Origin of the sequence: Novilysobacter erysipheiresistens (assembly GCF_036663935.1) — a bacterium.
GTDB lineage: Bacteria > Pseudomonadota > Gammaproteobacteria > Xanthomonadales > Xanthomonadaceae > Novilysobacter > Novilysobacter erysipheiresistens.
Genome location: NZ_JAXGFP010000002.1, coordinates 175182 through 199748, shown reverse-complemented (window position 1 = coordinate 199748; position 24567 = coordinate 175182). Strand labels below are relative to the sequence as shown.

Genomic DNA, 24567 nt, shown 5'->3' with positions numbered 1-24567 from the left:
CCCGGGCATCCCTTGTGAGATCCATCTGAAGAAGGTCGAAGCGAAGTTTGGCTAAACGGCAACTCCGGAGCTCACCCTAATACCTGCACGGCGACGATGTACCCTGCCGGAGCAATCTCAGCGACTGCTATCGACCCGAAGCCGTCATTCGGCGAACTCTGGTCAGCCGGCGGCTTTTGGAAGGGCTTCCACGAGAAGCCAAAAGGGCGGAGAAATTTCGGCGTTGATACGTCTGTGGGATGAACGTCTACCGCCGTCAATACGATTAGGGCGCGAATTAGGCATGGGTCGAGAGGCCGAGATTGTTACCTGACAATCGACCCCATTGGCCGTCGTCTCACCGTCTGAGACAGCCATAGTTTGTGATGCAGACCATACTCTCACCAACCTAGCCTGCCGCCGGCGCCGGCTACAAGGAGGTTGCTCCCCATGCGCATCATCCATACGTCCGACCTGCATCTCGGACAGAACTTCTTCGGACGCACGCGCCAGCACGAGCACGATCAGTTCCTTGGCTGGCTTGTCGACCAGGTTAGGTTGCAAGAGGTCGACGCGGTGGTCATCGCTGGCGACCTGTACGACACCGCCATGCCGCCGAGCTACGCGCGCGAGCAGTGCAATCGCTTCATCGACGCGATGATTGACACGGGCGCCCGGCTAATCTTACTTGGGGGCAACCACGACTCGCCGGCCACGCTCGGCGAAGGCCGCCGGCTGCTCGCCAGGCTATCCACCCTTGTGATTCCGGAGGTGACATGCGAGCCCGCCGAGCAGGTGTTCGTGGTGAACCGGCGCGACAGTCAGCCTGGCATGATCCTGTGTGGCGTGCCCTTCATTCGAGCCCGAGATGTCGCGCGCAGCGTTCCGGGGCAGAGCGATGAGGAAAAGCGGCTTGCGGTGATGAACGGCATCGCCCAGTACTACGCGGACATTTATGCCGCCGCGCTGATCAAGCGGGAAGAGTTGGGACTGAATGTCCCAATTGTGGCCACGGGGCACCTGACCACGGTAGGCGCCAACAGCAGCGAGTCGGTGCGCGAGATCTACGTGGGCTCCCTTAATGCCTTCGCCACGGACTTATTCCCGCCGGCGGACTACATCGCCCTTGGCCACATCCACCGCCCGCAAGTTGTGGGCAGCAACGAACACATCCGCTATTGCGGCTCCCCCATCACGCTGAGCTTCGACGAGCTTGGCCAGGACAAGCAAGTGCTGCTGGTCGAGTTCGAGGATGGCCAGCGGAAGCGCATCGAAACCATCCCGGTGCCTACGTTCCAGCCGCTGTTGCGCGTCCACGCTGCGATCGACGACCTGCCGGAAGAGCTAGCCAAGGCGGCGGCACCATTCGCCGCGGACCTGCCGGCGTGGGTCGAGATTACGGTCGAGGCGGGCGACTATCTGCCGGACCTTCCGGCGCGGCTCAATGAAATGGTGGCCGGCCTTCCGCTAGAGATCCTGCGGCTGCGCAAAGCCCGTGCTCAGTCGGCGCCCACGGCGATCGAGCCGCAGCCGCAAACGCTCGATGACCTGTCCTTGGCTGACGTCTTCGAGCAAGTGCTGACGGCGCGCTCGAACATCCCGGAGGATCGTCTGCCTAGGGTCCGTGAGCTGTTCGCCGCGGTGGCGGCCGAGATCCTGGCGGGCGAAGCGGCATGAAGATCCTCTCCATTCGCCTCAAGAACCTGAACTCGCTGCGCGGCGAGAACTACATCAACTTCCGCGATCCCGTCTTCAGCGGGGGACTGTTCGCGATCACGGGTTCGACCGGCGCCGGCAAGTCGACAATCCTCGATGCCATTACCTTGGCGCTGTTCCATCGCACGCCACGGTTGGGCTTGATTTCAGCAGCGAACAACGAACTGATGTCTCGGCATACTGCTGAATGCATGGCCGAGATCGAGTTTGAATGCCGCGGCGAAACCTATCGGGCTCGCTGGAGTCAGCGGCGCGCGCGCAACAAGGTCGATGGAACTTTGCAGCAACCGCAGGTGGAGCTCGCCAAGGCCGACGGCACGATCTTGACCACCAGCGTCAACGAGAAGAAAGACAAAACCGAGGACCTCACGGGTCTGAACTACGAGCAGTTCACCCGTTCGGTCCTGCTGGCCCAAGGTGATTTCGCCAACTTCCTGAAAGCTCCCGAGAAGGAGCGGGCTTCTTTGCTGGAGCAGTTGACCGGCACAGAGGTGTACGCGGCGATCTCCGCTCGCGTCTTCGAGCGCACTGGCGAGACCAAGGCCACGCTCGAGCAGATTCGTGCGCGGACCGATGGGGTGGAGGTACTCGCCGATGAGGCGCGTGCTCAAAAGGATGAGGAACTGCGCACCGCCGAGATTGCCGGCACTGAGCTGGCGCCGAGGCTGCAGTCCGAGCAGGACGCCTTGAAGTGGCTGAGCGATGTCGACGATGCCGTCATCGAGGAACAGCAGGCAGCGGAGGAAGTCCGGCAGAGGGAGGTGACTTTCGAGAATGCGACCAATCTATTGGAACCGCTGGTGCCCGCTGAGTTGGCCGAGCCCCTGCGTCCGCTGTACGTAGCGGTTCAGCGCGACAAGGCAGCCGAGCAGGCAGCGGAGCACTCGATCAGCGTATTGACTGGTGAACTCGCCGACGCAGATGGGATTGTTTGTTTCGCCACGTGGCAGGCACACCGTGGCGCGATCGCATATCTCGAGCAGTGCAAGTTGAATGCCGACTCGAATGATCAGGCACTGGGGCAGATCGCCAACCGAAGGGCAGCCATCCCCGGGGGCGATAAGCTCGGCGAGAATCTAATGCGTTGGCGCGGGCTGGCTGATCAGCTTGACGAGATCTGCCGGCACGAGCAGGCGGCCGTCCAGTCGCTGGAGGACGCTGCCAACAGTCGCAAGGTGGCCGAGCAGGAGCACGAGACGGAAGCCGGGCGCTCGAGGACAACGCAGGCAGCCGCTGGGGCGGCCGAGGCGAAAGCGTTGAAGGCCGGAGAGGCGTTGGCGTCTGAACTGAACGGCGAGACGCTCGAGGGTCTGCAGAAGCAGCATGGTGCGATGGAGCGACGGCTGGTCGAGTTGAGCGCGCTGAAGCCCACTGGGACCAGCACTGTCCGCAGTGTCACGGAGCTCGAACAGGAAGAAGCCACGCTCACCACCCTGCAGGCCGAGCGAGACGGCACGTCGGCTGCGCTGGAGGCGGCGCACACGAGAGCCGCGCAGGCAGTTGAGCGCCTGGAGGATAAGCAGCGCATAGCCAGCCAAGAGAAGTTGATCCAGAGCTTGGCCGAACATCGCGACGGTCTGCAGGAAGGTGAGCCGTGCCCTCTGTGCGGATCGGCGAAGCATCCGATGGTCGAGTCCTATCGAGGGCTCGACCTGTCCGTCACCCAGAAGGCTGTGCGACTGGTCAAGGATGAGGCAGACCAGGCGCAGGCCGAGCTCACGAGGTTGAAGACTGATGCCGCCGGGATCAAGAGCCGCCTGAACATGACTGAGAGCGCCGTCGCCAAGAAGAAGACTGCCGTTACGGACCTTCGAGAGCGGTGGAGGGCAGACTGTGACAGGTTGGGCATCGAGGTGGCGGACGTGCCCGCGCTGGAAGCGTTGATCGGTCAGGTCGCGGCACGGGCTTCGGACTTGGGTGGTCGGCTGCAAGAGCTGGGCGCGTTGAAGGTAGGCGCCGACGATGCACGTACGGCCCACGCGCTATTGCGGAACGCGGCGGACGAACTAGACCGCGCGGTGGGGGACCTCGCCGCGAAGCTCGCCGTTGCAGAGCAGCGCGTCGCTGAGCGTAACGAGATGCTCAAAGCGCGCACTGCCGAGGTCGGCAGGTGCGAGCAAGCTCTTCTCGCAGCCCTGCCCGGCGGTATGAAGCCCGAAGACTGGGACGCGTGGTTGGCCGCGCGCCAGGCCGAGTGGGAGGACTTCCAGCAGATCCAGCGAGAACAGACCTCGCTCGACGGCCGGAAGATCCGCCTGACGAGTGAGCGGGAACAGGCCGAACGCAAGGTTCAGCAGTGGGGCAATCAGTGGACAAACGGCGGGTGGGCCGAGCCGGAGGGCGCTGGCGAACCGACCGGAAGCATGGATGAGCTAGAGCACGCGGTGTCGTCGGCGCGCGAGCATCGGAACACGCTTGCCGGCCAACTAGCAGGCGCGGCGAAAAGCCTGCAGGGGGCACGCGAACATCGCACTGTCAGCGAGCGCGCCCTTGAGGAGAGGTTGGGCACCAGCAACTTCTCGTCTAGGGAAGACTTCGTGGCAGCCCTACTCGATCCCGCAAAGCTGACCGAGCTGCGCGAGGTCAGCGCCAGCCTCAAAAGTGAGATCTTGACGGCGAATACCAGGCTCGGGGAACGGACCCGCCGACTGGAAAGTCTACGCGCGGCGCCGAAGACCGAACGGCCGCGCGTTGAGCTCATGGCCGAGCTCGAGAGGCTTACCACACAGGCACGCGAGAACTCCGAACTCGTGGGCCAGTTGCGCAGCGAGTTGAAGACCGACGATGACAACCGCCAGAAATTTTCCGCTCTACACGGCGAGATCGTCGCCGCGGCGGCGGCCTATTCCGACTGGCAACACCTTAACGGCCTTATTGGCTCGGCCGACGGCGACAAGTTCCGCCGATTCGCCCAAGGGCTGACGCTCGACCACCTCGTGCATCTGGCCAACAGCCATCTGCAGCGACTCGATGGGGGTCGTTACTCGATCCAGCGATCGTCCACAAACCTTGATCTCAAGGTAGTCGATAGCTGGCAGGCCGACGCAGTGCGAGAGGCCAGCACTTTGTCGGGCGGCGAGAGCTTCCTCGTCAGCCTAGCGCTGGCGCTTGGCCTGTCCGATCTCGTCAGCCAGCGCACGACCATTGACTCGTTCTTCCTCGACGAGGGGTTTGGCACGCTCGACCCCGACTCATTGCAGGTCGCCTTGGATGCACTCGACAACCTCAACGCCCGCGGCAAGCTGATCGGCGTGATCAGCCACGTCGATGCCGTTAAGGAGCGGATGCCCGTGCAAATCACAATCTCGAAGCGCAATGGGCTGGGCAACAGTAAGGTCGAACTGCCGGTCGCACAGGAGCCTAGCCGACCGCCACTGCAAGCGGTTTAAACTCTTGGCTGCACAAGCCCCGTGGGGACCGCGACGGGCGCCAGTTGTCGCCGAATAGCCAACGACGCGCCGCCTTTTTGGCGGGTGCGCGACTAGCTACTACCGCCAACTTGGCGGGTAACGGTCGCCCTTGGTTCTGAAGCGACCCTCAGCGACCCAGAAGAGGTGCGCGTATCCGCGCTCGGAAGAGCGGAGCACGGGTTGCTGTTACCAGGCTGTTAGGACGAAAAAGGCCGCCCAGCAAGGGCGGCCTAAGTCGTTGTATCTATTGGTCGGGGAGACAGGATTCGAACCTGCGACTTCTACGTCCCGAACGTAGCGCTCTACCAGGCTGAGCTACACCCCGACAGCAGAGCCGCGCATTGTAGAGACTGCCGTGGGGGCGGGCAAGGGGGTGGTCGCGTTTTTCGGCGAAAACGTTGGCGCCTCGTTAAACTGTGGCGATCTTTGCGCGCCGCCGCCATCCCCTGGAGCCCCGTTCTTGAACAAGTCGCCGATCAAGCCGCGTACCCCGCCCGGGGTCATGGAATTGCTGCCCCCCGACCAGATCGCCTTCCAGCGGATGCTGGACACGATCCGCCGCAATTTCGAGCGGTTCGGCTTCCTGCCGGTGGAGACCCCGGTGATGGAGCTGTCGGAGGTGCTGCTGACCAAGTCCGGCGGCGAGACCGAGCGCCAGGTGTACTTCGTGCAGTCGACCGGGGCGCTGGAGAAGGCCGGCGATGGGCTGCCCGAGATGGCCCTGCGCTTCGACCTCACCGTGCCGCTGGCGCGCTATGTCGCCGAGCACGAGCACGACCTCGCGTTCCCGTTCCGGCGCTACCAGATGCAGCGGGTCTACCGCGGCGAACGCGCCCAGCGCGGCCGCTTCCGCGAGTTCTACCAGTGCGACATCGACGTGGTCGGCAAGGACGCGCTGAGCGTGCGCTTCGACGCCGAGATCCCGGCGGTGGTGCACGCGGTGTTCTCGGAGCTGGCGATCGGCAAGTTCACCATCCAGCTCAACAACCGCAAGCTGCTGCGCGGCTTCTTCGAGGCCCAGGGCGTGGCCGACGGCGAATTGCAGGCGCGGGTGCTGCGCGAGGTCGACAAGCTCGACAAGCGCGGCGCCGACCACGTACGCGACACACTGACCGGCGAGGGCTTCGGCCTCGATGCGACGGCGGTGGCGGCGATCATGGCGTTCGTCGAGGTGCGCTCGACCTCGCACGCGGATGCGCTGGCGCAGCTTGAAGGGTTGGGGGAGGGCAACGAGTCCCTGCGCGACGGCGTGGCCGAGCTGCGCGAGGTGCTCGAACTGGTCCGCGCGCTCGGCGTGCCCGAGGCCGACTACGCGCTCAACTTCTCGATCGCGCGCGGCCTGGACTACTACACCGGCACCGTCTACGAGACCACGCTGGATGAGTATCCGCAGATCGGTTCGATCTGCTCCGGTGGACGCTACGACGACCTCGCCAGCCACTACAGCAAGTCGAAGCTGCCGGGTGTCGGCATCTCGATCGGCCTGACCCGCCTGTTCTGGCAATTGCGCGAGGCCGGGCTGGTCGACACCGGCGCGAGCACAGTGCAGGTGCTGGTGACCCAGATGGACGCCGCGCACCTGCCGCATTGCCTGGCGATCGCCAGCGAGCTGCGCCAGGCCGGCCTGAATACCGAGGTGGTGATGGAGTCGTCGAAGCTGGCCAAGCAGTTCAAGTACGCCGACCGCGCCGGCATCCGCTTCGTCGTGGTGCTGGGTGAGGACGAGATCGGCAAGGGAACGGTCACGGTCAAGGACCTGCGCCGCGCCGACCAGTTCGAAGTCGCGCGGGCCGAGTTGGCCAGGGCGTTGCGGGTCGAACTGGCCCAGCCGCAGGTGGAGGTGCAGCGATGAAGCCGGTCCGTCTCGATGGCCGTTCCCTGACCCGCGCGCAACTGGTCGCGGTGGCCCATGGCGCGCAGGTCGAACTGGCCGCGGAGCAGTTGCCCGCGGTTGCGCGTGCCGCCGAGTTCCTCGCCGAGCAGGTTCGCCGCGAGGAGCCGATCTATGGCGTGTCCACGGGCTTCGGCAGCAATGCCGACCGCCTGCTCGGCGCGCATCGCCTGCGTGAGCAGTTGCCGGGCGAAGCGCGCTCCGACGAGACCCTGCACGAGGAGTTGCAGCGCAACCTGATCGTCACCCATGCCGTCTGCGTGGGCGAGCCGTTCGCGTCCGACGTGGTCCGGGCGATGCTGTGCATCCGCATCAACACCCTGATGCGCGGCCACTCCGGGATCCGTGTCGGCACCCTGCAGGCGCTGGTGGCGATGCTCAACGCCGGGATCGTGCCGGTGGTGCCGCAGCTCGGGTCGGTCGGCGCATCTGGCGACCTCGCGCCGCTCTCACACTTGGCGATCGTGCTGCTCGGCGGCGGTGAGGCGTTCTACCAGGGCGAGCGGGTCAGTGGTGCCGACGCGCTGCAACGCGCGGGCCTGCAGCCGGTCGTGCTGTCGTACAAGGAAGGCCTCGCCCTCAACAACGGCACCGCGCAGATGCTGGCCTGTGGCGTGCTGGCGTTGTCGAAACTCGAGGATCTGCTCGATACCGCCGACCTCGCCGCGGCGATGACCATTGACGCGTTCGCCGGCCGGCTCGGCGCGTTCGCCGAGGAAGTGCATGCGCTGCGGCCGCACCCGGGGCAGGTCGAGGTGGCCGAGCACCTGCGTCGCCTGCTCGATGGCTCGACCCTGGCCGACATCCCATACCACCTGGTGCCGAGCTTCAAGCCGTGGTCGCCGCAAAGCTGGGATACGGCAGAATCGCAGGCGCTGCGCTTCGACATCGGCTGGAACTGGGTGTCGTTCAACCAGCGCCACGGTCGCGAGAAGTTCTACACCCGCTTCCGTCCGTTCCGTGGCGGCAAGAAGCACCAGCCGCAGGACAGCTACTCGCTGCGTTGCATCCCGCAGGTCCACGGCGCGGTACGCGACGCGGTCGCGCAGGCCGCACGGGTGCTGGAGGTCGAACTCAACGCGTTGACCGACAACCCAATCGTGTTCCCCGACGCCGACAAGGAGCACGTCGAGCAGCAGGTGATCTCCGCCGGCCACTTCCACGGCATGCCGCTGGCGCTGGTGATGAGCTACGTCAAGGCGGCGATCCCGGTGCTGGCGTCGATCTCCGAGCGGCGCCTCAACAAGCTGGTGGATCCGGCTACCAACGACGGCCTGCCGGGGTTCCTGATCGGCAACGAGGATTCGACCGAGTCGGGCTTCATGATCGTGCAGTACACCGCCGCGGCGATCGTCAACGACCTCGCCAGCCGCGCGCACCCGGCGTCGGTGTACTCGATCCCGACCAGCGCCAACGCCGAGGACCACGTGTCGATGGGCGCCAACGAAGCGCGCCACGTGCTGGCGATGGCCGACGACCTCGGCAAGGTGCTGGGCCTTGAGCTGTACACCGCCGCGCAGGCACTCGACCTGCGACGCGACATGATCAACGCGGCGCGCGACCTGGCCGATCGTGGCGATGCGGCGGCGCTGGCCGAGAAAGTCCAGGGTGGCCCGCGACCGGACAGCGCCGAGCATGCCGGCTTCCTCGCCGAAGTCGAGGCGCTGCGGGTCGAGTTGGCCGAAGCCGACGAGTTCCGGCCGGGTCGCGCGGTCGCTGCCGCGCACGCCGCGATCCGGGCACGGATCCCGTTCCTGCAGCGCGACCGCGCGCTGGACGGCGAGGTCGCCGCGGCGGTGCGACTGGTGGTCGACGGCGAGGTGCTGGCGGCCGCACGACTGGCCTGAGGCCCGCTTCGGGTTTCGACTTACGGCACGGCCACGGTGTCGCGGTCGACATCGGCCGCACGCACGCAGTCGCGGCCATCGGCCTTGGCCCGGTATAGGGCATCGTCGGCGTGTTGCAGCGCGGCCTCGACGCTGCCGGCCGGGTCGTTGTCGAGCTGGTACACGCCGATGCTGGCGGTGATCACGACCTCGTGGCCACCGCTTCGGCACGGTTCGTCGCACAGGTGCTGGCGCAGGTTCTCGGCGACCGTGGTGGCGGCGTGCCGATCCATCCCCGGCAGGCCGACCACGAACTCCTCGCCGCCGAACCGCGCCAGCAGCGCCCCGTAGGCGCGCAACGACTGGCCGATCGAATGGGCCGCCCAGCGCAGGCACTCGTCGCCGACAAGATGGCCGTGGCGGTCGTTGATCTGCTTGAAGTGGTCCAGGTCGATCATCAGCAACGACAGCGGCTGGCCCTGGCTGCGCGACTGCGCCATCAGGTGTTCGAAGCGTTCGAGGAAATGCACCCGCGTATGCAGGCCGGTCAGGCCGTCGCGCTGGCTCGATTCGCGCAGCCGAGCATGGGCATCGCCGAGCTGCCCGAGCGCGTTGCGCAACTCGGAGGTGCGCTGCTCGACCTTGAGTTCCAGCTGCTGCTTGGCCTCGCGTACGATGCGCTCGTTTTCGTTGCGCAGCGCGGCATAACGGTAGCCCAGCGCGATCGACAGCAGCAGCATCTCCAGCGCCGAGCCGAGCTGCACCCCGTAGGCAGTGGCGAAATTCTTCGGCAGCAGCCCGAACGCCACCGCGGTAAACATGGCGGTGCCGAACAGGAACATGCCCCAGGCCAGCAGGAACAGCCGTGCCGGCTTGTAGCCGCGGAGCATCACCACCACCGCCTCGATCGCGATCCAGGCGATGCTGATGAACACCGCGGCCGCGGCCAGCGGGGTCGAGATCCGGTACGGCAGTTGGGTCGAGGCGATGCCGAGCACGACGAAGAACGCGATCATCCCCAGCCCGACGCGATCGCCGAAGCGCCAGCGCCGCCGCAGTTCGAGGAAATACCGGGCGAATTGCTGCATGCCAATCTGGGCCAGGCAGATCGACAGCGGCACGGACTTGTCGGCCAGCCAGGTCGAGTTGGGCCACAGGTACTCGAAGCCCAGTCCGTTGAGGGTGAACAGCACCAGCCCGAACGCCGAGATATGGAACAGGTACCAGAAGTAGCTGGCATCGCGCAGCTTCAGCCACAGCACCAGGTTGTAGACGAACAGCGCCAGCAGGATCCCGTAATAGATGCCGATGCCGAACTGCGCATCGCGCGCGACTTCGGCGAAGGCGGCCGGGGTGTAGACCGCCAGCGGCACCTGCATCGAGCTTTCGCTCTGCACCCGCAGCAGCAGGTCGACCGGCTCGTTCGGCGGCAGGTGCAGCCAGAAGTTGGGCATCCGGTAGCGGATGCTGCGCGCGTCGAACGGCAACGTGTCGCCACCGGAATGCCGGCGGACGTTGCCGTCGGGGTAGACGGTATGGACGTCGAGGTGATCGCTCAGCGGATAGTTCTGGACCAGCAGCCAGCGTGGCTCAAGCGGGTTGCGGTTGAGCAGTCGGGCGTGGAACCAGTAGGCCCCCGGCTGGAACCCGAACGCGGTGCTGCCATCCGGCAGGGCGCTGAAGTCACCCCGCTGGAGGTGCTGGCGGATCTCGGAGATGTCCTTGTTGCCGGAGATGTCATGGTAGTAGGCGACGTGGGGCGTGAGCTCCGCCTGCGAGGTGTCGATCGCCAGTTCCAGCGTGCCTGTCGGCGTGGCCGCGGCCGCGGGAGCCGGTTGGGCCCGTACCCAGCCGGAGGCAAGCGCCAACATCAGCACCAGACCGAGGCAAACCCCCACCTGCTTGCAACCCATCGCGTACTCCCGTACGTCCCCGCTGAATCCTTCAGCCGCCGTCCGCCGGAGTGTACTGCAGCCAAGGCGCGGCGCCGCGACCGCCCGCGCTGCTACGCTTCCGGTCCCTTCGCCGCTGCCGCGCCCATGCCGAGATCGCTCCTGCTGTTCGCCGTCCTGCTGCTGGACGTTCCGGGCGGGCCGGCCCACGCGTCTGCGCCCTGCAACAGCGGCACGGTATTCGAGGACCTCGACGCCGACGGTGTGCGCGACCAGGGTGAACCTGGCATCGCCGGCGCCAGGCTGTCCGACGGCGTGCAACTGGTCGTGACCGACGCCGACGGGCGATACGCGCTGCCGGTGGTCGACGGCCGCAGCAGCTTCCTGATCAAGCCCGCCGGTTACGAGGCCGCGCGCCGCGACAATGGGCTTCCCGACTACTGGCGCAACGTCCGCACCGTGCCCGGGCCGGCGCTGAAATACGGCGGCATTCCGGTGGAGCCGGTGGCCTGCAGGGACTTCGCGCTGGGCCGGATCGACGTCAATGTCCTCCGGAATCCGGGCGAGTTGCGGGTCGCCTTGTTCGCCGATCCCCAGGTCAAGTCGGTGGCCGACGTCGGCTATTACGCCCGCGACATCATCGACTCGCTGCGGGAGCGCTACATCTCCGAAGGCGCACCGGCCGAGTTCGGCATCACCCTGGGTGACGTGGTCGACGACGACCTGTCGCTTTACCCGGCATTGAACGCGGTGACCGCCACTGCCGTGACGCCCTGGCTGCATGCACCGGGCAACCACGACCTGGATCTCGATGCGGGCGGCGATGCCGAATCCCTGTTGACCTTCCGCAACACCTACGGCCCCGACACGTTTGCCTGGGAGGAGCAGGAAGCCAACGTCATCGTGCTCGACGACGTGGTCTATCGGCCGGGCCGGAAACCGGCCTATATCGGCGGCCTGCGCGAGGACCAGTTCGCTTTCCTGGAAGCCTACCTGCCGACGGCGCCGAAGGACCGGTTGCTGGTGGTCGCGGTGCATATCCCGTTGTTCGAGGCGAGCGGCCGCGACAGCTTCCGCGATGCCGACCGCGAGCGCCTGTTCGCGCTGCTGGACGATTTCCCGCACGTGCTGCTGCTCAGCGGTCATAGCCACACCCAGCGGCATGTTTTCCACGGAGCCGACAATGGTTGGCATGGCGCGCAGCCGCTGCACGAATACAACGTCGGCGCCGCCAGCGGGGCGTTCTGGTCGGGAGTGGAGGGCGAGGACGGCATTCCCGACGCGACCATGGCCGACGGCACCCCGAACGGCTACGCGCTGCTGACCGTGCGTGGCGGCGGCGACTACGACCTCGCCTGGCATCCGGCGGGGTTGGCCGACGACGACGCGATCCGGCCCGTCGCGGCGCGGCCTGCCAACGACCCCGCGATGACCCGGGCGATGGCGCTGCATGCCCCCAGGGTGCTGCGCCACGGCGCCTATCCGGCGGCCGCGGTCTACGCCAACGTGTTCATGGGCATGGTCGACACCCGGGTCGAGTACCGAATCGACGACGGGCCGTGGCAGGCCATGGAGCGCAGCCTGCGCCCGGACCCGCGACTGCTTGCCGAGAACGCCCGCGACGATGCGGCCACGGCCCTGCGCGGTTACGACCGAGCCCCGGAGGCGCAGCCATCGACCCATCTGTGGCGCGGTGCATTGCCGACCGACCTGGCCATCGGCGAGCACCGGGTCGAGGTGCGCGCGTTCGACCGCTGGCAGGGCGAGCAGCGCGCCTCGACCCGCTATCGGTTGGCCGAGGCGAACGAATAGCGGCAGGAAATCCGCGATCGCGGTGGGGCCCGCAGGCGTTGTGCCGCGTCGCTTGGACTCAGCCGCCGACGGCGATGTCGGCGAACGACTCGATCCGGCGATGGCCATTGGCGGCATCACCGGTGCGCGCTTGCGGATAGTCGTCGCGGCGGTCGACCAGCACGGTGTCGAGCCCAGCTTCGCGAGCGGCATCGAGCTCCTCGACCACGTCCGAAAGGAACAGGATCTCTCCTCCCGGCAGGCCGATCGACTCGGCGATCCGGCGATAGCTTCCGGCCTCGCGCTTGCCGCCGACCTCGGTATCGAACCAGCCGGAGAACAACCCGGTGAGATCGCCGGCGTCGCTGTGGCCGAAGAACAGCCGCTGCGCCGGCACGCTGCCGGAGGAGTAAACGTACAGCGGCAGCCCGGCGTCGTGCCAGCTCTGCAGTGCGGGGGCGGCATCCGGGTAGATGTGCGCGGTGAAGTCGGCACTGTCGTAGCCGGCTGCCCAGATCATGCCCTGCAACGCTTTCAGCGCGGTGTGCTTGCGGTCCTGGTCGATCCAGCCCTGCAGCACCTCGACGACCATCTCGTCGCGGCACATGGCGCCGTTCTCGGCCGCGACCGCATCCAGCCATTTGCGTACGGCCGGATCGTTGCCGCGCGCGCGGACGAAACCGGGCAGCGCACGCCGCGCATACGGGAACAGCACGTCCTTGACGAACGAGATGCTGCTGGTGGTGCCTTCGATATCGGTGAGGATCGCGCGGGTCATCGGCGGCACGCTGTTCATGCCCCGGGCTCGTAGCGCGGGAATAGCCGGGCGATGTCGGTGCCGGTGAAGTGGCCGACCCAGCCGTCAGGCTCGGTGAAGAACCGGATCGCGACGAAGCTCGGCTCCGGCCCCATGTCGAACCAGTGGGTGGTGCCGTCGGGCACCGACACCAGGTCGCCGGCCTCGCACAGGATCTCGTAGACCTTGTCGCCGACGTGCAGGGTGAACAGGCCCGAGCCGGCGACGAAGAAGCGGACCTCGTCTTCCTTGTGGAAGTGTTCGTCGAGGAACTTGGCGCGCATCTGCTCGCGGTTGGGGTTGTCCGGGGCGATGCTGACCACATCCACGCTTTTGAAGCCGCGCTCGGCGACCAGGCGGTCGATGTCGGCGCGATAGGCGTCCATGATCGACTCCGGGCTGTCGCCCGGGGTGACCGCGGCGCTGGCCTGCCATTGCTCGAAGCCGACGCCGATCGGCGCCAACTCGCGTGCCATCGCGGCGTGGTTGCCGGTGGACAGCAATGCCGTGCCGGGCTCGTTGTCGGCGAAAATCCGCAGGCGGCTCATCGGTGCAGCTTCCTCAGTTCCAGTTCGCAGCCGAGCAGAAACTCGAACGCCTCCAGGTGGCGTCGCGCCTCGGCCATGTCGCGGCCCCAGGCATACAGGCCGTGGCCGTCGATCAGGTAGCCCCACATGCATTGGCGGTCGAGCAGGGCGTCGACCTGGGCGGCGAGGGTGTGCATGTCCTGGCTGTTGGGCAGTACCGGCAGTTCGATCGCGGTTTCGTGGGTGTTGTTGCCGGTGAAGGCCTTGAGCAGCTCGTAACCTTCCAGGTGGACGTGGCCAGTGCCGGCGAACAGCCGCGAGGCGACGGTCTGGTTGCGTGAATGGGTGTGCAGCACGCAGCCGATCTCGGCGAAGCGCGAGTACAGCTGGGTGTGCAGCAGCGTCTCGGCCGAAGGCCGCTGGTCGGTGGCGACCGGCTGGCCGTCGAGGTCGACCACCATGATGTCGGCTTCGGTCAGACGACCCTTGTCGCCGCCCGATACGGTGATGGCGACATGGCGGTCGTCGAGCCGGGTCGAGAAGTTGCTGCTGGTCGCCGGGGTCCAGCCAGCGGCGGCCAGCTCGCGCACGTTGACGATGATCTCGCCTGCGCGGTGCTTCAGCTGTTGCGGGTCGTAGGGCAGGGCTGTGCTCATGGGGCGAGTTTAGCAATGCCGCGCGGTGCGGATGTGGGCATTTTCTGCGCCGCAAAAGGAAAAACGGCGCGGTTTGCCCGCGCCGTTTTCCAGATCGACCGCCGGGTGGAACTCAGGCCGGCTGCAGGCGCTTGCGGCCGAACAACCGGAACAGCACCCAGGCCGCCGCCATCGCCAATACCAGGCCAAGCAGCATTTCCCCGGACGTCGACCACAACAGCAGGCCGCAGGCGACCAGGGCACCGAGGCCGAGCAGGCGATCGCTGGTGCTCGGACGACGTTCGCGGGTGCCGATCACCAGGCTCAGGCCGGCAGCGGCGTAGGCGAGGACCACCAGGTTGACCACGACGCCGATGATGGTGCCGAACTGCCCGGACACATTGGGCGACAGGGTCAGGATCGCGATCACGCTCATCGCCGCGGCGATGATCAGCAGGCCCCACGCGGCCGCGCCGCGCGAACTCGTGCGGCCGAAGATGGCCGGCAGAAAGCCGCGGCGGGAAGCCTGCGCACCGGTCTCGCCGGTCACCAGCATCCAGCCACCGAGGGTGCCGGTGGCCTTGAGCGCGGCCGCCGCGGCGATCGCGATCGCGGCCCACGGTCCGAATATCTCGGCCGCGACCAGCATGAATGGCGCACTCGACGCGGCCAGCTCTTCCGCCGGCACGATGCCCATCACCAGTACCGAGGACACGACATAGACAAGGCCGGCGATCAGGATTCCGCCTACCGTCGCGATCGGCACGTCGCGGTCCGGATCGCGCACCAGGCCGGCAATCATCGCGCCGGTTTCCAGGCCGACGAAGGCCCAGAAGATCGCCCCCAGCGAGCCGAATACCACCGAGGCATCGGAGTCGGCCGTGACATTCCAGGCCGCATCGTAGATGCCGCGGTCGAAATGCCCCCAGCCGAACAACAACACCACCGCCACCGGCACCAGTCCGAATACCACGCAGAACGACTGGAATTTCGCCACCGGGCGCGGGCCCAGCAGGTTGAGCGCGAACATCAGCCAGATCAGCGCGATCTGGCCGCCGACCTGGACCATCGGAACGTCGCCGTCCAGCGGCAGCAGCATGACCAGGTAGCCGAACGCCGCCACCGCGATCGCGTTGTTGCCGATCCACGACGACACCCAGTACAGCGACGAGGCCAGGAAACTGACATCACGCCCCAGCGACGGCCGCACGTAGTCGTCGGCCGATTGCAGTTCGGGGTAGTGGCGGGCCAGGCGCGCGAACGCGCCGCCCAGCATCAGTGCCAGCGCGGTGCCGATCACCCAGCTGAACACGGTGACCGCGCCGGACGTGGCGAGGGTGGCCGGCAGCAGGAAGAACCCCGAGCCGATCATGTTGTTGGCCACCACGAAGGTGGCCAGCACCGGACCGATCTTGCGCGTGCTCATCGCCGGTTACGCGTTGCGCAGCTTGCTGTGGCGGTAGCCATAGAGCGCATAGATCAGCGCGCCGATGATGATCCAGCCGATCAGCAGGTGCCAGTGCTCGGCGAACGGCAGCGAGAACAGGTACAGGCACGACACCACGCCGAGCGGGCAGATCACCATCGCCATCGGCACCCGGAACGGACGGTGCAGGTCGGGCTTGGTGAAGCGCAGCACCATCACGCCGGCGCAGACGGTCGCGAAGGCCAGGAGGGTGCCCATCGACACGATGTCGCCGAGCAGGCCCAGCGGCATCAACCCGGCCAGCGCGGCGGCAACGATGCCGACGATGACGGTGCCGATGTACGGGGTGTGGTACTTGCGGTGGACCTTGCCGAACAGCTTCGGCATCAGGCCGTCGCGCGCCATGCTGTAGAAGATGCGCGGTTGCGCCATCAGCATGACCAGGATGACAGATGACAGGCCGGCGATCGCGGCCAGTTCGACCAGGGTCTGCAGCCAGCCCAGCGCCGGATAGTTGTTGAGCGCGGTCGACACCGGCTCGGGCGTGCCGAGCAGTCGGAAGTCCATCATGCCGGTGAGCACGCCGCACATGACGATGTACAGCACGGTGCAGACCGCCAGCGAACCGAGGATACCGATCGGCATGTCTTTCTGCGGGTTCTTGGCCTCGCCGGCGGCGGTGGAGACCGCGTCGAAGCCGATGTAGGCGAAGAAGACCACCGATGCCGCGCGCAGCACGCCGGCCACGCCGTAGGTGTTGCCGCCCTCGCTCGGCGGGATGAACGGCTGCCAGTTCGCCGGGTCGATGTACTGGATGCCGAAGGCGATGAACAGCACGATCACCGAGACCTTGATCGCGACGATGATCGAGTTGACGAACGCCGACTGGGTGATGCCGACATAACCCACCGCGCTGACCGCGGCGATGATCAGCACCGCCGGCAGGTTGACGATGCCTCCGGTGTGCAGGAACTCGCCGTTCTCATAGGCGAACGGCGCGCTGGCCAATGCCGTCGGCAAGGCCAGGTCGAAGTTGCTCAGGAACGCGTTGAGGTAGCCCGACCAGCCGACCGCGACGGTCGAGGACGCGAACAGGTATTCGAGCACCAGGCACCAGCCGATGAACCAGGCCACGCCTTCGCCGAGGGTCGCATAGGAGTAGGAGTAGGCACTGCCCGAGACTGGCAGCATCGCCGCGAACTCGGCGTAGCACAGGCCGGCGAAGGCGCAGGCGATGCCGGCGAGGATGAAGCTGATCATCACCGCCGGGCCGGCGTACTCGGCCGCGGCCTGTCCGGTCAGCACGAAGATGCCGGCGCCGATCACCGCACCGATGCCGAGCATGATCAGCTGGGTGCCGGTGAGGGTGCGCTTGAGCGTGGGCTCACCGTCCAGGCTGCCCTCGAACGGCTCGCCCGCATCGACGTGGCCGGCCGGTGCGATCGGCTTGGTGGCTAACAGGTTCTTGAACATCCGGATCCCCAGTTGAGTTGTCGGCGACGAATGGTCGGCCGCGGTGCGTGGTACGCGAAGCAACGCCCGACAATACCCCAGCGACGAAACGACCGGCAAGCGGTGATAACGCCGTCACAATCGGGCGATCCCGGTCCGGTGGGATCGCGCTTCCGTATCGCGCTGGAACATACTTCCACGTATGCAATCGACCACGACCTTCGATGGCCGCTACCTGGCCGACCAGTTGCTCGAGTACCGACACCGTTGGCCATCGGAGGCCGAAGTCGTCGCGCGTTTCGAGGAACTGCTGGGCCTGCGCGCCGCTGACGCCTCGCGCGATGTGCTCGCCGACGATCCCTACCGCCGCGAGCGCCTCGCCGGACACCTGACCGCGTCGAGCTGGCTGGTCGACCGCAGCGGCGAGCGGGTGCTGTTGACCCATCACCGCAAGCTCGACCGCTGGCTGCAGTTGGGCGGCCATGCCGATGGCGACCGCGACCTGTCGCGGGTGGCGCTGCGCGAAGCCGAGGAGGAGTCGGGGCTGGTTGGACTGGTACTGGAGGGCGATCTGTTCGATCTCGACCGCCACTGGATCCCGGCGCGCGCCGAGGTGCCGGGCCACTGGCATTACGACGCGCGCTACGTGGTGCGCGCCGGCACACGCGAGGATTTCGTCGTCAGCGCCGAATCGCTCGACCTGGCCTGGCGCGACATAGACGCGATCGCGGACCATCCCGACGCCGACCCGTCGCTGCGACGGATGGCGCGCAAGTGGTTGCGGCACGCGTAGCGGTTCAGACCAGGCTGCGCGTCCGCAGGGTTCCGGGAATGGCCGCGAGCTGCTCCTTCAACTGCACCGCCTGCGCATCGGTCGCGGCCACGTCGATCACCACGTAGCCGACGTTCGGGTGGGTGCGCAGGAACTGGCCGTCGATGTTGACCCCGGCCTGCGAGAAGATCTCGTTGACCCGCGACAGCATGCCCGGCACGTTGCGATGGATGTGCAGCAGGCGCAGGCTGCCTTCGTGGCCGGGCAGGGTGACCTCGGGGAAGTTGACCGCCGACAGGGTCGAGCCGTTGTCGCTGTAGCGCACCAGCTTGGCGGCGACCTCCAGGCCGATGTTGTCCTGCGCCTCCAGCGTGCTGCCGCCGATGTGCGGGGTCAGGATCACGTTGTCGAGGCCGACCAGCGGCGACTCGAACAGGTCGCCATTGGCCTTCGGTTCGACCGGGAACACATCCACCGCCGCACCGCCCAACTGGCCGGATTGCAACGCTCCGGCAAGCGCATCGATGTCGACCACCTTGCCGCGCGAGGCGTTGATCAGGTGCGCGCCCGGGCGCATCGACGCGATCTGCGAGGCGCCGATCATGTCGCGGGTGGCCGGGGTTTCCGGCACGTGCAGGGTCACCACGTCGCTTTGCGCCAGCAGGTCGTCGAGGCCGGCCGCGGCATGGGCATTGCCGAGCGACAGCTTGGCCTCGATGTCGTGGAAGACCACCCGCATCCCCAGCGCCTCGGCGATCAGGCCGACCTGGGTGCCGATGTGGCCGTAGCCGACGATTCCGATCGTCTTGCCGCGGACCTCGTGGCTGCCGGCGGCCGACTTCGACCAGCCGCCGCGGTGGCATTGCGCGCTCTTCTGCGGGATTCCGCGCATCAGCATGATCGCCTCGGCGACCACCAGCTCGGCGACGCTGCGGGTGTTGGAATAAGGCGCGTTGAACACCGGGATGCCGAGCAGTTCGGCGGCGTCGAGGTCGACCTGGCTGGTGCCGATGCAGAAGCAGCCGATCGCGATCAGCCGGCGCGCCTCCGCCAGCATCTCGGCGGTCAGTTGGGTGCGCGAGCGGATGCCGATGATGTGCGCCTCGGCGATCCGGCGCTTGAGTTCGTCCTCCGGCAGCGACTTGTCGTGGACCTCGATCTGCGAATAGCCGGCTTCGCGGAAGGTATCGACGGCGTTCTGGCTGACGCCTTCCAGCAGCAGCACGCGGATGTCGCTCTTGGGGTAGGACGTTTTCTTGGCCACGGCAGGCGGTCGCTGGAGGGTGGAAAGTGGAGACGACGAATATCGCAGAAACGCGCACGGTTTGCTGCGCCGCACCACTGGACGTGCGGCCCGCACCACTGGCACGCTCGCGCTTCCCCTCGCGACAATCCACCGATGACCGACCCGCGCTTCGACGCCCTGCTTGCCGCCGCTCCGGGACTCCGGCTCACCACCGAGCGATCCGACCTGGAGCATTACGGCTGCGACTGGACCCGACGCTGGACCCCGGCGCCGCTGGCGATCGCCTTGCCTGCCAGCATCGGCGAGGTGCAGGCGCTGGTGCGCTGGGCCAACGAACACGACATCGCGATCGTGCCGTCCGGCGGCCGCACCGGCCTGTCCGGCGGCGCGGTCGCGGCCAATGGCGAGCTGGTGGTCAGCCTGGAGCGGATGAACCGCGTGCTCGCCTTCGACCCGGTCGACCGCAGCCTCACCGTGCAGGCCGGCATCGCGCTGCAGGCCGTGCACGACGCCGCGCGCGAACACGGGCTGCAATATCCGGTCGATTTCGGTGCGCGCGGCTCCTGCACCATCGGCGGCAACATCGCCACCAACGCCGGCGGCATCCGGGTGATCCGCTACGGCAATACGCGCGAGTGGATCGCCGGGTTGACCGTCGTCACCGGCGCCGGCGACCTGCTCGAACTCAACCGCGGCCTGCTGAAGAACTCCAGCGGTTACGACCTGCGGCATCTGCTGATCGGTTCCGAAGGTACCCTCGGGATCGTGGTCGAGGCGACCCTGCGGCTGGCCGAGCCGGCGCCCCCGACCAATGTGATGCTGCTGGCATTGCCGTCGTTCGAAGGGTTGATGCAGGTGTTCGCCGCGTTCCGCGAGCGGCTGCAACTGGAAGCCTTCGAATTCTTCACCGACCGCGCGTTGCGGCACGTGCTCGCGCATGGCGCGCAGGCGCCGTTCGACGAGGTGCATCCTTACTACGTGGTCGCCGAGTTCGCCGCGGGCGACGGGGCGCACGAGGCCGCCGCGCTGGCGGCGTTCGAGCATTGCCTCGATGCCGGACTGGTCAGCGACGGCGTGATCAGCCAGAGCGACGCCCAGGCCGCGCAGCTGTGGCGCCTGCGCGAGGGCATCACCGAGAGCCTGGCGCGCCACGCGCCGTACAAGAACGACGTGTCGGTGCGGGTCTCGGCGATGCCGGCGTTCCTGGCCGAGGCGCAGGCACTGCTGGCGCGCGAGTACCCGCAGTTCGAGGTGGTCTGGTTCGGCCACATCGGCGACGGCAACCTGCATATCAACGTGCTCAAGCCGGAGGCACTGGAAGCGGCCGATTTCGTCGGGCAATGCGAATCCGTGACCCGGTTGTTGGCGGACACGCTGGCGCGCCACGGCGGCAGTATCTCGGCCGAACACGGCATCGGCCTGGTCAAGAAGGCATACCTCGAGGGCACCCGCAGCGGCGCCGAGATCGCGATCATGCGCGGGATCGCGCGGGTGCTCGATCCCAACGGCATCATGAACCCGGGCAAGCTGCTGGATCGCTGAGCGCCGGGGCTTCAGTAGGCCCGGACCTTGTGTCGCCGCCTGCCTCGCCGCGCCCGCCACAGGTCCAGCCGGGCCATCGCGCCGGTGGCGAACATCCCGTGCAGCGCGATCGACAGCAGGACCACCAGGGTCACGATCGCCCACAACCGCGGGTGCTGGTCGAACTGGCCGTGGTTCAGCGCGAACGCGAGGTAATAGAACGAACCCATCCCGCGGATACCGAACAGGCTGACCATCCACCGTTCGCGGCCGGCCAGCGGGCTGCGCACGAGGGCGAGGGCGCCGGCCAGCGGCCGGACCAGCAGCACGAAGGCGAGCGAGAACGCGATGTCGACCAGTTGCAACGGTCCGAGCACGCCGATCGCGACGGTACCGCCGAGCAGGATCAGCAGCAGCGCTGTCAGCAACCGCTCGCATTGTTCGGCGAACAGGTTGAGGGTGCCGTGGTAGCGGTGCGAGCGTTCGTGCTGCCGGATCACCACCGCGGCGACGAACACCGCGAGGAAGCCGTAGACGTGGCACAGCTCGGCGACGCCGTAGACGAACAGGGTGATCGCCAGCGCGGCCAGGCCGTCGCTGGTGCGCGACAGGCTGTGCTGGCTGCGGGTGCGGAAGATCAGCCACATCAGGCCGTAGCCGACCAGCCAGCCGACCAGCACGCCGCCCACGACGCGCCAGGCGACATCGCGCCACAGCCATGCGGCGAACCAGTGCGGCTCGGCGGTTCCCGAGGTCAGCGCGGCCACGGCGATCGCCAGCCAGACGAACGGGAACGCCAGGCCGTCGTTGAGCCCGGCCTCGGAGGTCAGGCCGAAGCGCACCGCGTCCTCCCGGCCCTCGTCCGGACCGCCGACCTGCACGTCGGAGGCCAACACCGGATCGGTCGGTGCCAGCACCGCGCCCAGCAGTAGCGCCGATGCCAGGCTAAGCCCGAGCAAGAGCTGGCCGAGCCATGCCGCGGCGAGGATGCACAGCGGCATGGTGATCGCCAGCAGCCGCCAGGTGACGCTCCAGCGCCGCCACCCGAACGGGGTGTCGAGGCGAAGGCCGGCGCCGACCAGCGCCACCAGCACCACCAGTTCGGTCAGGCGCTCGGTGGCGAGGCGGTATTCGAACGGGTCGGGATCGGGCAACTGCAGCGGCAGCGCATACAGCACGATGCCGAGGGTCACGTAGATCATCGGGAAGGTGACCGGATGGCGCTTGAGCAGGTGCGGTAACCACGTCGCGCCGATCAGCGCGAGCCCGGTGACCGCGAGCAGCAGTTTGTAGGGATCCATGACCCGCCAGTGTCCCGGCGGCTGTGTGAATGCGGCGGCACGCGCGGCCGGCGACTGCGCCTGAACGGCATCCCCAACGGTGCCGCGACTTGTGCGGTCCGGTCATGCGGATGCCGGTCGGCGACGGTACGCTGTCCACCGCGTTACCCACCCCCATCACAGGATCCGGTTCGATGACCCAATTTCGCCTGCTTGCCGTCGCCGCGCTGTTCGGCCTGTCCACCGCGGCGTCGGCGTCGACCTTCTACACCATCTCCGACGCGGTCAGCGAATCCGTCGGCTCGATCTCGGACGGCACATCCGGTACCAGCGGCTCGTTCAGCGATGACAAGGTGGTGCTGGCCGCCCGCGATGACGCCGCCAGTTTCGTCGCCAGTGACGGAGCGATCCGTGGCGCGCACCTGGAGGCGGCGTTCGTGCACGTTCGCGAGCGCCTGCCCACGGCGCGCGAGCTCAGCGACGTCGAACTCGCGCGAGCCATCCTGACGCCGTGATATCCGCCCGTCGCCGCGCGTGGGCCGGTTGGCTCGGGCTCGGCGCGCTGCTGCTGTTCGGGACAGGATGCGCGAGCCTGCGATCGCCGGCCCCGGCGCCCGCTTCTGCGTCGGCCGGGCTGCAACTGCGGCTCGACGCTGAAGGGCTGACGCCGGCGCAGGTCGACGCCAGCCAGCGCCTGCTCGACGACGCGCAGGCGCGTTTGCCGCCGCGCTTCAAGGCGGAGCTGGATCGAAACATCCGGGTGCGCTGGAGTGAGGCGCTGCCGCACGCGTCCTACGGGCGCGCCCGACGCGACGACCTGCTGCTCAACAAGCGATTGCTGCCGGCACTGGCCGACGGCAGCGCGACAACCGTCCGCAGCGAGGGCGCGCATCGCAGCCAGCGCCCGGAGCTGCTGGCGACAGTGCTGCACGAACTGGGTCACTTTCTCGATCGCCGGCAACGGCTGTCGGACGATCCGCGCCTGCTCGACCTGGCCGGCTGGCAGGTCAAGGTGAAACGCCGCGCGCGGCTCGCCGACAACCGGTTCGTCGACCGCAGTCCCGACCCGTACGAACTCACCGACCCGGAGGAGTTCGTCGCCGTCAACCTCGAATACTTCCTGCTCGACCCGGCCTACGCCTGCCGGCGGCCGGCCCTGTATCGCTGGTTCGGCACGCGCCTCGACGCATTGCCGCCGCACGACGATTGCGCCCGCGGCTACCCCTTCCTGGACCCCTCGGACGATCCCGGCGCGCCCGTCGTCGGCATGCTCGATCCCGATCGCGTCTACCAGGTCGACTACCTGCTCGCCGAGGGCAACGACCGCCTCATGAGCCGCTGGGGCCACGGCATGCTGCGATTGGTGGTCTGCGCGCCCGGACGGCCGCGCGGCCCGGATTGTCGGCTCGACCTGCAGCATCACCTGGTGCTGTCGTTTCGCGCGTTCGTCGACGACGTGCAGCTATCCAGCTGGCGCGGGCTGACCGGCTCGTATCCGTCGCGGCTGTTCGTGCTGCCGCTGTCGCAGGTGGTGGAGGAGTACACCAAGGACCAACTGCGCGGCTTGCGTTCGGTGCCGTTGCGATTGCGCCGCGACGAGGTCGCCGGCCTGCTGGCGCGCGCAGCCAAGCTGCACTGGAGTTACGACGGTCGCTACTACTTCCTGACGAACAACTGCGCGGTGGAGACCTTCAAGCTGCTGCATGACGGTGTGCCGCGTCTGGCCGGCGCCGGGCTTGACAGCATCACCCCCACCGGCCTGATGGAGCAATTGCGCGAGCAAGGCATCGCCGACACCTCGGTGCTCGACGATCGCGACGAAGCGTTGCGGCTGGGCTACCGGTTCGATTCGTTGCGCGAGCGTTTCCAGGCCATGTTCGAGATCGCGCGTGGCGAACTGGCGTTGCCGCAGGCCAGTGTCGAGGACTGGCTGGAAGCACCGCCCGGGACGCGGCGCCGGTGGCTGGACGACGCCGGCCTTCGCGCCAGCGCGGCGCTGCTGTTGCTGGAACAGGCGGCCTGGCGACGCCAACTGCTGCTCGCACGCGAGGACCTCAAGCGGCGCTATCTCGACCGCGACGGCGATGATGCCCGTTTCGCCGATGCCGACCGGCGGCTGCAGGAGGTCCTGCGGCAAAGCGGCTTCCTCAGTCGCCCGGCCGAACTGCTGGAAGGGCAGCCCGGCTACGGCCTGCCGCAGGCCGCGGAGTTGCAGTGGCTGGCTTCCGAGGGCGCGCGTCGGCGCGCCGAGCTCGACCACCTGGGCGAACAACTCACCGCCGAGGTGCGCGAGTTGCTGGCGCCCGACATGCGCGCCCGGCTGGAAGGCGCGCAGGCCAACGTCGCGATGATCGGCGAGCGCCTGCGCACCCTGAACGAGGCGGACGGTGGGTTCCGCCTGCCCTGA

17 protein-coding genes and 1 tRNA gene are annotated in these 24567 nt (G+C 67.4%); 9 read left to right on the top strand and 9 right to left on the bottom strand.

What is annotated here, in order from left to right; genetic code table 11:
* Positions 1 to 429: 429 nt before the first annotated feature.
* Both sbcD and SNE34_RS04050 read left to right on the top strand, forming a co-directional pair.
* Complete coding sequence (sbcD, locus tag SNE34_RS04055) at positions 430 to 1656, top strand: exonuclease subunit SbcD (RefSeq protein WP_332614969.1); 1227 nt, start codon at positions 430 to 432, stop codon at positions 1654 to 1656.
* A complete protein-coding gene (locus SNE34_RS04050; RefSeq protein WP_332614968.1) occupies positions 1653 to 5084 on the top strand; it encodes an AAA family ATPase in 3432 nt (1143 codons plus the stop codon). The genes sbcD and SNE34_RS04050 overlap by 4 nt, the downstream gene beginning before the upstream one ends.
* A gap of 269 nt (positions 5085 to 5353) precedes the next feature.
* Here the strand turns inward: SNE34_RS04050 and SNE34_RS04045 are convergent.
* Positions 5354 to 5430 (bottom strand) — tRNA-Pro (locus SNE34_RS04045).
* Between the two features lie 135 nt (positions 5431 to 5565).
* On the opposite strand from SNE34_RS04045, the gene hisS reads away from it, so the two are divergent.
* Together hisS and SNE34_RS04035 are read left to right on the top strand one after the other, a co-directional pair.
* On the top strand, positions 5566 to 6957 hold the full coding sequence (hisS, locus tag SNE34_RS04040; protein WP_332614966.1) for a histidine--tRNA ligase: 1392 nt from the start codon (positions 5566 to 5568) through the stop codon (positions 6955 to 6957).
* Entirely contained in the window at positions 6954 to 8843 is a 1890-nt protein-coding gene (locus SNE34_RS04035) for an HAL/PAL/TAL family ammonia-lyase (RefSeq protein ID WP_332614964.1), read from the top strand. Before hisS ends, SNE34_RS04035 begins: the two co-directional genes overlap by 4 nt.
* A 20-nt stretch (positions 8844 to 8863) precedes the next feature.
* On the opposite strand, the gene SNE34_RS04030 is transcribed toward SNE34_RS04035, so the two are convergent.
* On the bottom strand, positions 8864 to 10735 hold the full coding sequence (locus SNE34_RS04030) for a sensor domain-containing diguanylate cyclase (RefSeq protein WP_332614962.1): 1872 nt from the start codon (positions 10733 to 10735) through the stop codon (positions 8864 to 8866).
* 126 nt (positions 10736 to 10861) lie between these two features.
* Here SNE34_RS04030 and SNE34_RS04025 point away from each other — a divergent pair, with 126 nt between their 5' ends.
* Positions 10862 to 12526, top strand: a complete 1665-nt coding sequence (locus SNE34_RS04025; RefSeq protein ID WP_332614960.1) for a calcineurin-like phosphoesterase family protein — start codon at positions 10862 to 10864, stop codon at positions 12524 to 12526.
* A 58-nt stretch (positions 12527 to 12584) separates the two neighbouring features.
* On the opposite strand, the gene mtnC is transcribed toward SNE34_RS04025, so the two are convergent.
* The 5 genes from mtnC to SNE34_RS04000 form a co-directional block, all read right to left on the bottom strand.
* The gene (gene mtnC, locus SNE34_RS04020) at positions 12585 to 13283 is read right to left on the bottom strand and encodes an acireductone synthase (RefSeq protein ID WP_332615679.1); all 699 of its coding nucleotides are present in this window, start codon (positions 13281 to 13283) and stop codon (positions 12585 to 12587) included.
* A gap of 14 nt (positions 13284 to 13297) precedes the next feature.
* Entirely contained in the window at positions 13298 to 13849 is a 552-nt protein-coding gene (locus SNE34_RS04015) for a 1,2-dihydroxy-3-keto-5-methylthiopentene dioxygenase (RefSeq protein WP_332614958.1), read from the bottom strand.
* The gene (locus tag SNE34_RS04010; protein WP_332614956.1) at positions 13846 to 14484 is read right to left on the bottom strand and encodes a methylthioribulose 1-phosphate dehydratase; all 639 of its coding nucleotides are present in this window, start codon (positions 14482 to 14484) and stop codon (positions 13846 to 13848) included. The genes SNE34_RS04015 and SNE34_RS04010 overlap by 4 nt, the downstream gene beginning before the upstream one ends.
* Before the next feature lie 112 nt (positions 14485 to 14596).
* Entirely contained in the window at positions 14597 to 15889 is a 1293-nt protein-coding gene (locus SNE34_RS04005) for an amino acid permease (protein ID WP_332614954.1), read from the bottom strand.
* Between the two features lie 6 nt (positions 15890 to 15895).
* Positions 15896 to 17362 (bottom strand): amino acid permease, encoded by a 1467-nt coding sequence (locus SNE34_RS04000; RefSeq protein WP_332614953.1) that lies wholly within the window; start codon positions 17360 to 17362, stop codon positions 15896 to 15898.
* Positions 17363 to 17543: 181 nt separating this feature from the next.
* On the opposite strand from SNE34_RS04000, the gene SNE34_RS03995 reads away from it, so the two are divergent.
* On the top strand, positions 17544 to 18134 hold the full coding sequence (locus SNE34_RS03995; RefSeq protein ID WP_332614951.1) for an NUDIX hydrolase: 591 nt from the start codon (positions 17544 to 17546) through the stop codon (positions 18132 to 18134).
* 4 nt (positions 18135 to 18138) lie between these two features.
* On the opposite strand, the gene serA is transcribed toward SNE34_RS03995, so the two are convergent.
* Positions 18139 to 19377, bottom strand: a complete 1239-nt coding sequence (gene serA / locus SNE34_RS03990) for a phosphoglycerate dehydrogenase (RefSeq protein WP_332614950.1) — start codon at positions 19375 to 19377, stop codon at positions 18139 to 18141.
* 135 nt (positions 19378 to 19512) lie between these two features.
* On the opposite strand from serA, the gene SNE34_RS03985 reads away from it, so the two are divergent.
* Positions 19513 to 20901 carry an FAD-binding oxidoreductase gene (locus SNE34_RS03985; RefSeq protein WP_332614948.1) on the top strand — a complete coding sequence of 463 codons (1389 nt, stop codon included), beginning with the start codon at positions 19513 to 19515 and terminating at the stop codon, positions 20899 to 20901.
* A gap of 11 nt (positions 20902 to 20912) precedes the next feature.
* On the opposite strand, the gene SNE34_RS03980 is transcribed toward SNE34_RS03985, so the two are convergent.
* Positions 20913 to 22181 carry a cation:proton antiporter gene (locus tag SNE34_RS03980; protein WP_332614946.1) on the bottom strand — a complete coding sequence of 423 codons (1269 nt, stop codon included), beginning with the start codon at positions 22179 to 22181 and terminating at the stop codon, positions 20913 to 20915.
* Between the two features lie 173 nt (positions 22182 to 22354).
* Between SNE34_RS03980 and SNE34_RS03975 the strand changes: the two genes are divergently transcribed.
* Positions 22355 to 22675, top strand: coding sequence for a DUF2388 domain-containing protein (locus SNE34_RS03975; protein WP_332614944.1), 321 nt, complete (start codon positions 22355 to 22357; stop codon positions 22673 to 22675).
* Complete coding sequence (locus SNE34_RS03970) at positions 22675 to 24567, top strand: DUF7844 domain-containing protein (protein WP_425604460.1); 1893 nt, start codon at positions 22675 to 22677, stop codon at positions 24565 to 24567. Before SNE34_RS03975 ends, SNE34_RS03970 begins: the two co-directional genes overlap by 1 nt.

Bases quoted from the DNA above. Each gene is read 5' to 3' on its own strand.
- SNE34_RS03995 (WP_332614951.1), top strand. From the start codon at position 17,544: ATGCAATCGACCACGACCTTCGATGGCCGCTACCTGGCCGACCAGTTG.
- SNE34_RS04000 (WP_332614953.1), bottom strand. From the start codon at position 17,362: ATGTTCAAGAACCTGTTAGCCACCAAGCCGATCGCACCGGCCGGCCAC.
- SNE34_RS03985 (WP_332614948.1), top strand. From the start codon at position 19,513: ATGACCGACCCGCGCTTCGACGCCCTGCTTGCCGCCGCTCCGGGACTC.
- SNE34_RS03975 (WP_332614944.1), top strand. From the start codon at position 22,355: ATGACCCAATTTCGCCTGCTTGCCGTCGCCGCGCTGTTCGGCCTGTCC.
- SNE34_RS04035 (WP_332614964.1), top strand. From the start codon at position 6,954: ATGAAGCCGGTCCGTCTCGATGGCCGTTCCCTGACCCGCGCGCAACTG.
- SNE34_RS04050 (WP_332614968.1), top strand. From the start codon at position 1,653: ATGAAGATCCTCTCCATTCGCCTCAAGAACCTGAACTCGCTGCGCGGC.
- SNE34_RS04010 (WP_332614956.1), bottom strand. From the start codon at position 14,484: ATGAGCACAGCCCTGCCCTACGACCCGCAACAGCTGAAGCACCGCGCA.
- sbcD (WP_332614969.1), top strand. From the start codon at position 430: ATGCGCATCATCCATACGTCCGACCTGCATCTCGGACAGAACTTCTTC.
- SNE34_RS03980 (WP_332614946.1), bottom strand. From the start codon at position 22,181: ATGGATCCCTACAAACTGCTGCTCGCGGTCACCGGGCTCGCGCTGATC.
- SNE34_RS04015 (WP_332614958.1), bottom strand. From the start codon at position 13,849: ATGAGCCGCCTGCGGATTTTCGCCGACAACGAGCCCGGCACGGCATTG.
- SNE34_RS04005 (WP_332614954.1), bottom strand. From the start codon at position 15,889: ATGAGCACGCGCAAGATCGGTCCGGTGCTGGCCACCTTCGTGGTGGCC.
- SNE34_RS04025 (WP_332614960.1), top strand. From the start codon at position 10,862: ATGCCGAGATCGCTCCTGCTGTTCGCCGTCCTGCTGCTGGACGTTCCG.
- mtnC (WP_332615679.1), bottom strand. From the start codon at position 13,283: ATGACCCGCGCGATCCTCACCGATATCGAAGGCACCACCAGCAGCATC.
- SNE34_RS04030 (WP_332614962.1), bottom strand. From the start codon at position 10,735: ATGGGTTGCAAGCAGGTGGGGGTTTGCCTCGGTCTGGTGCTGATGTTG.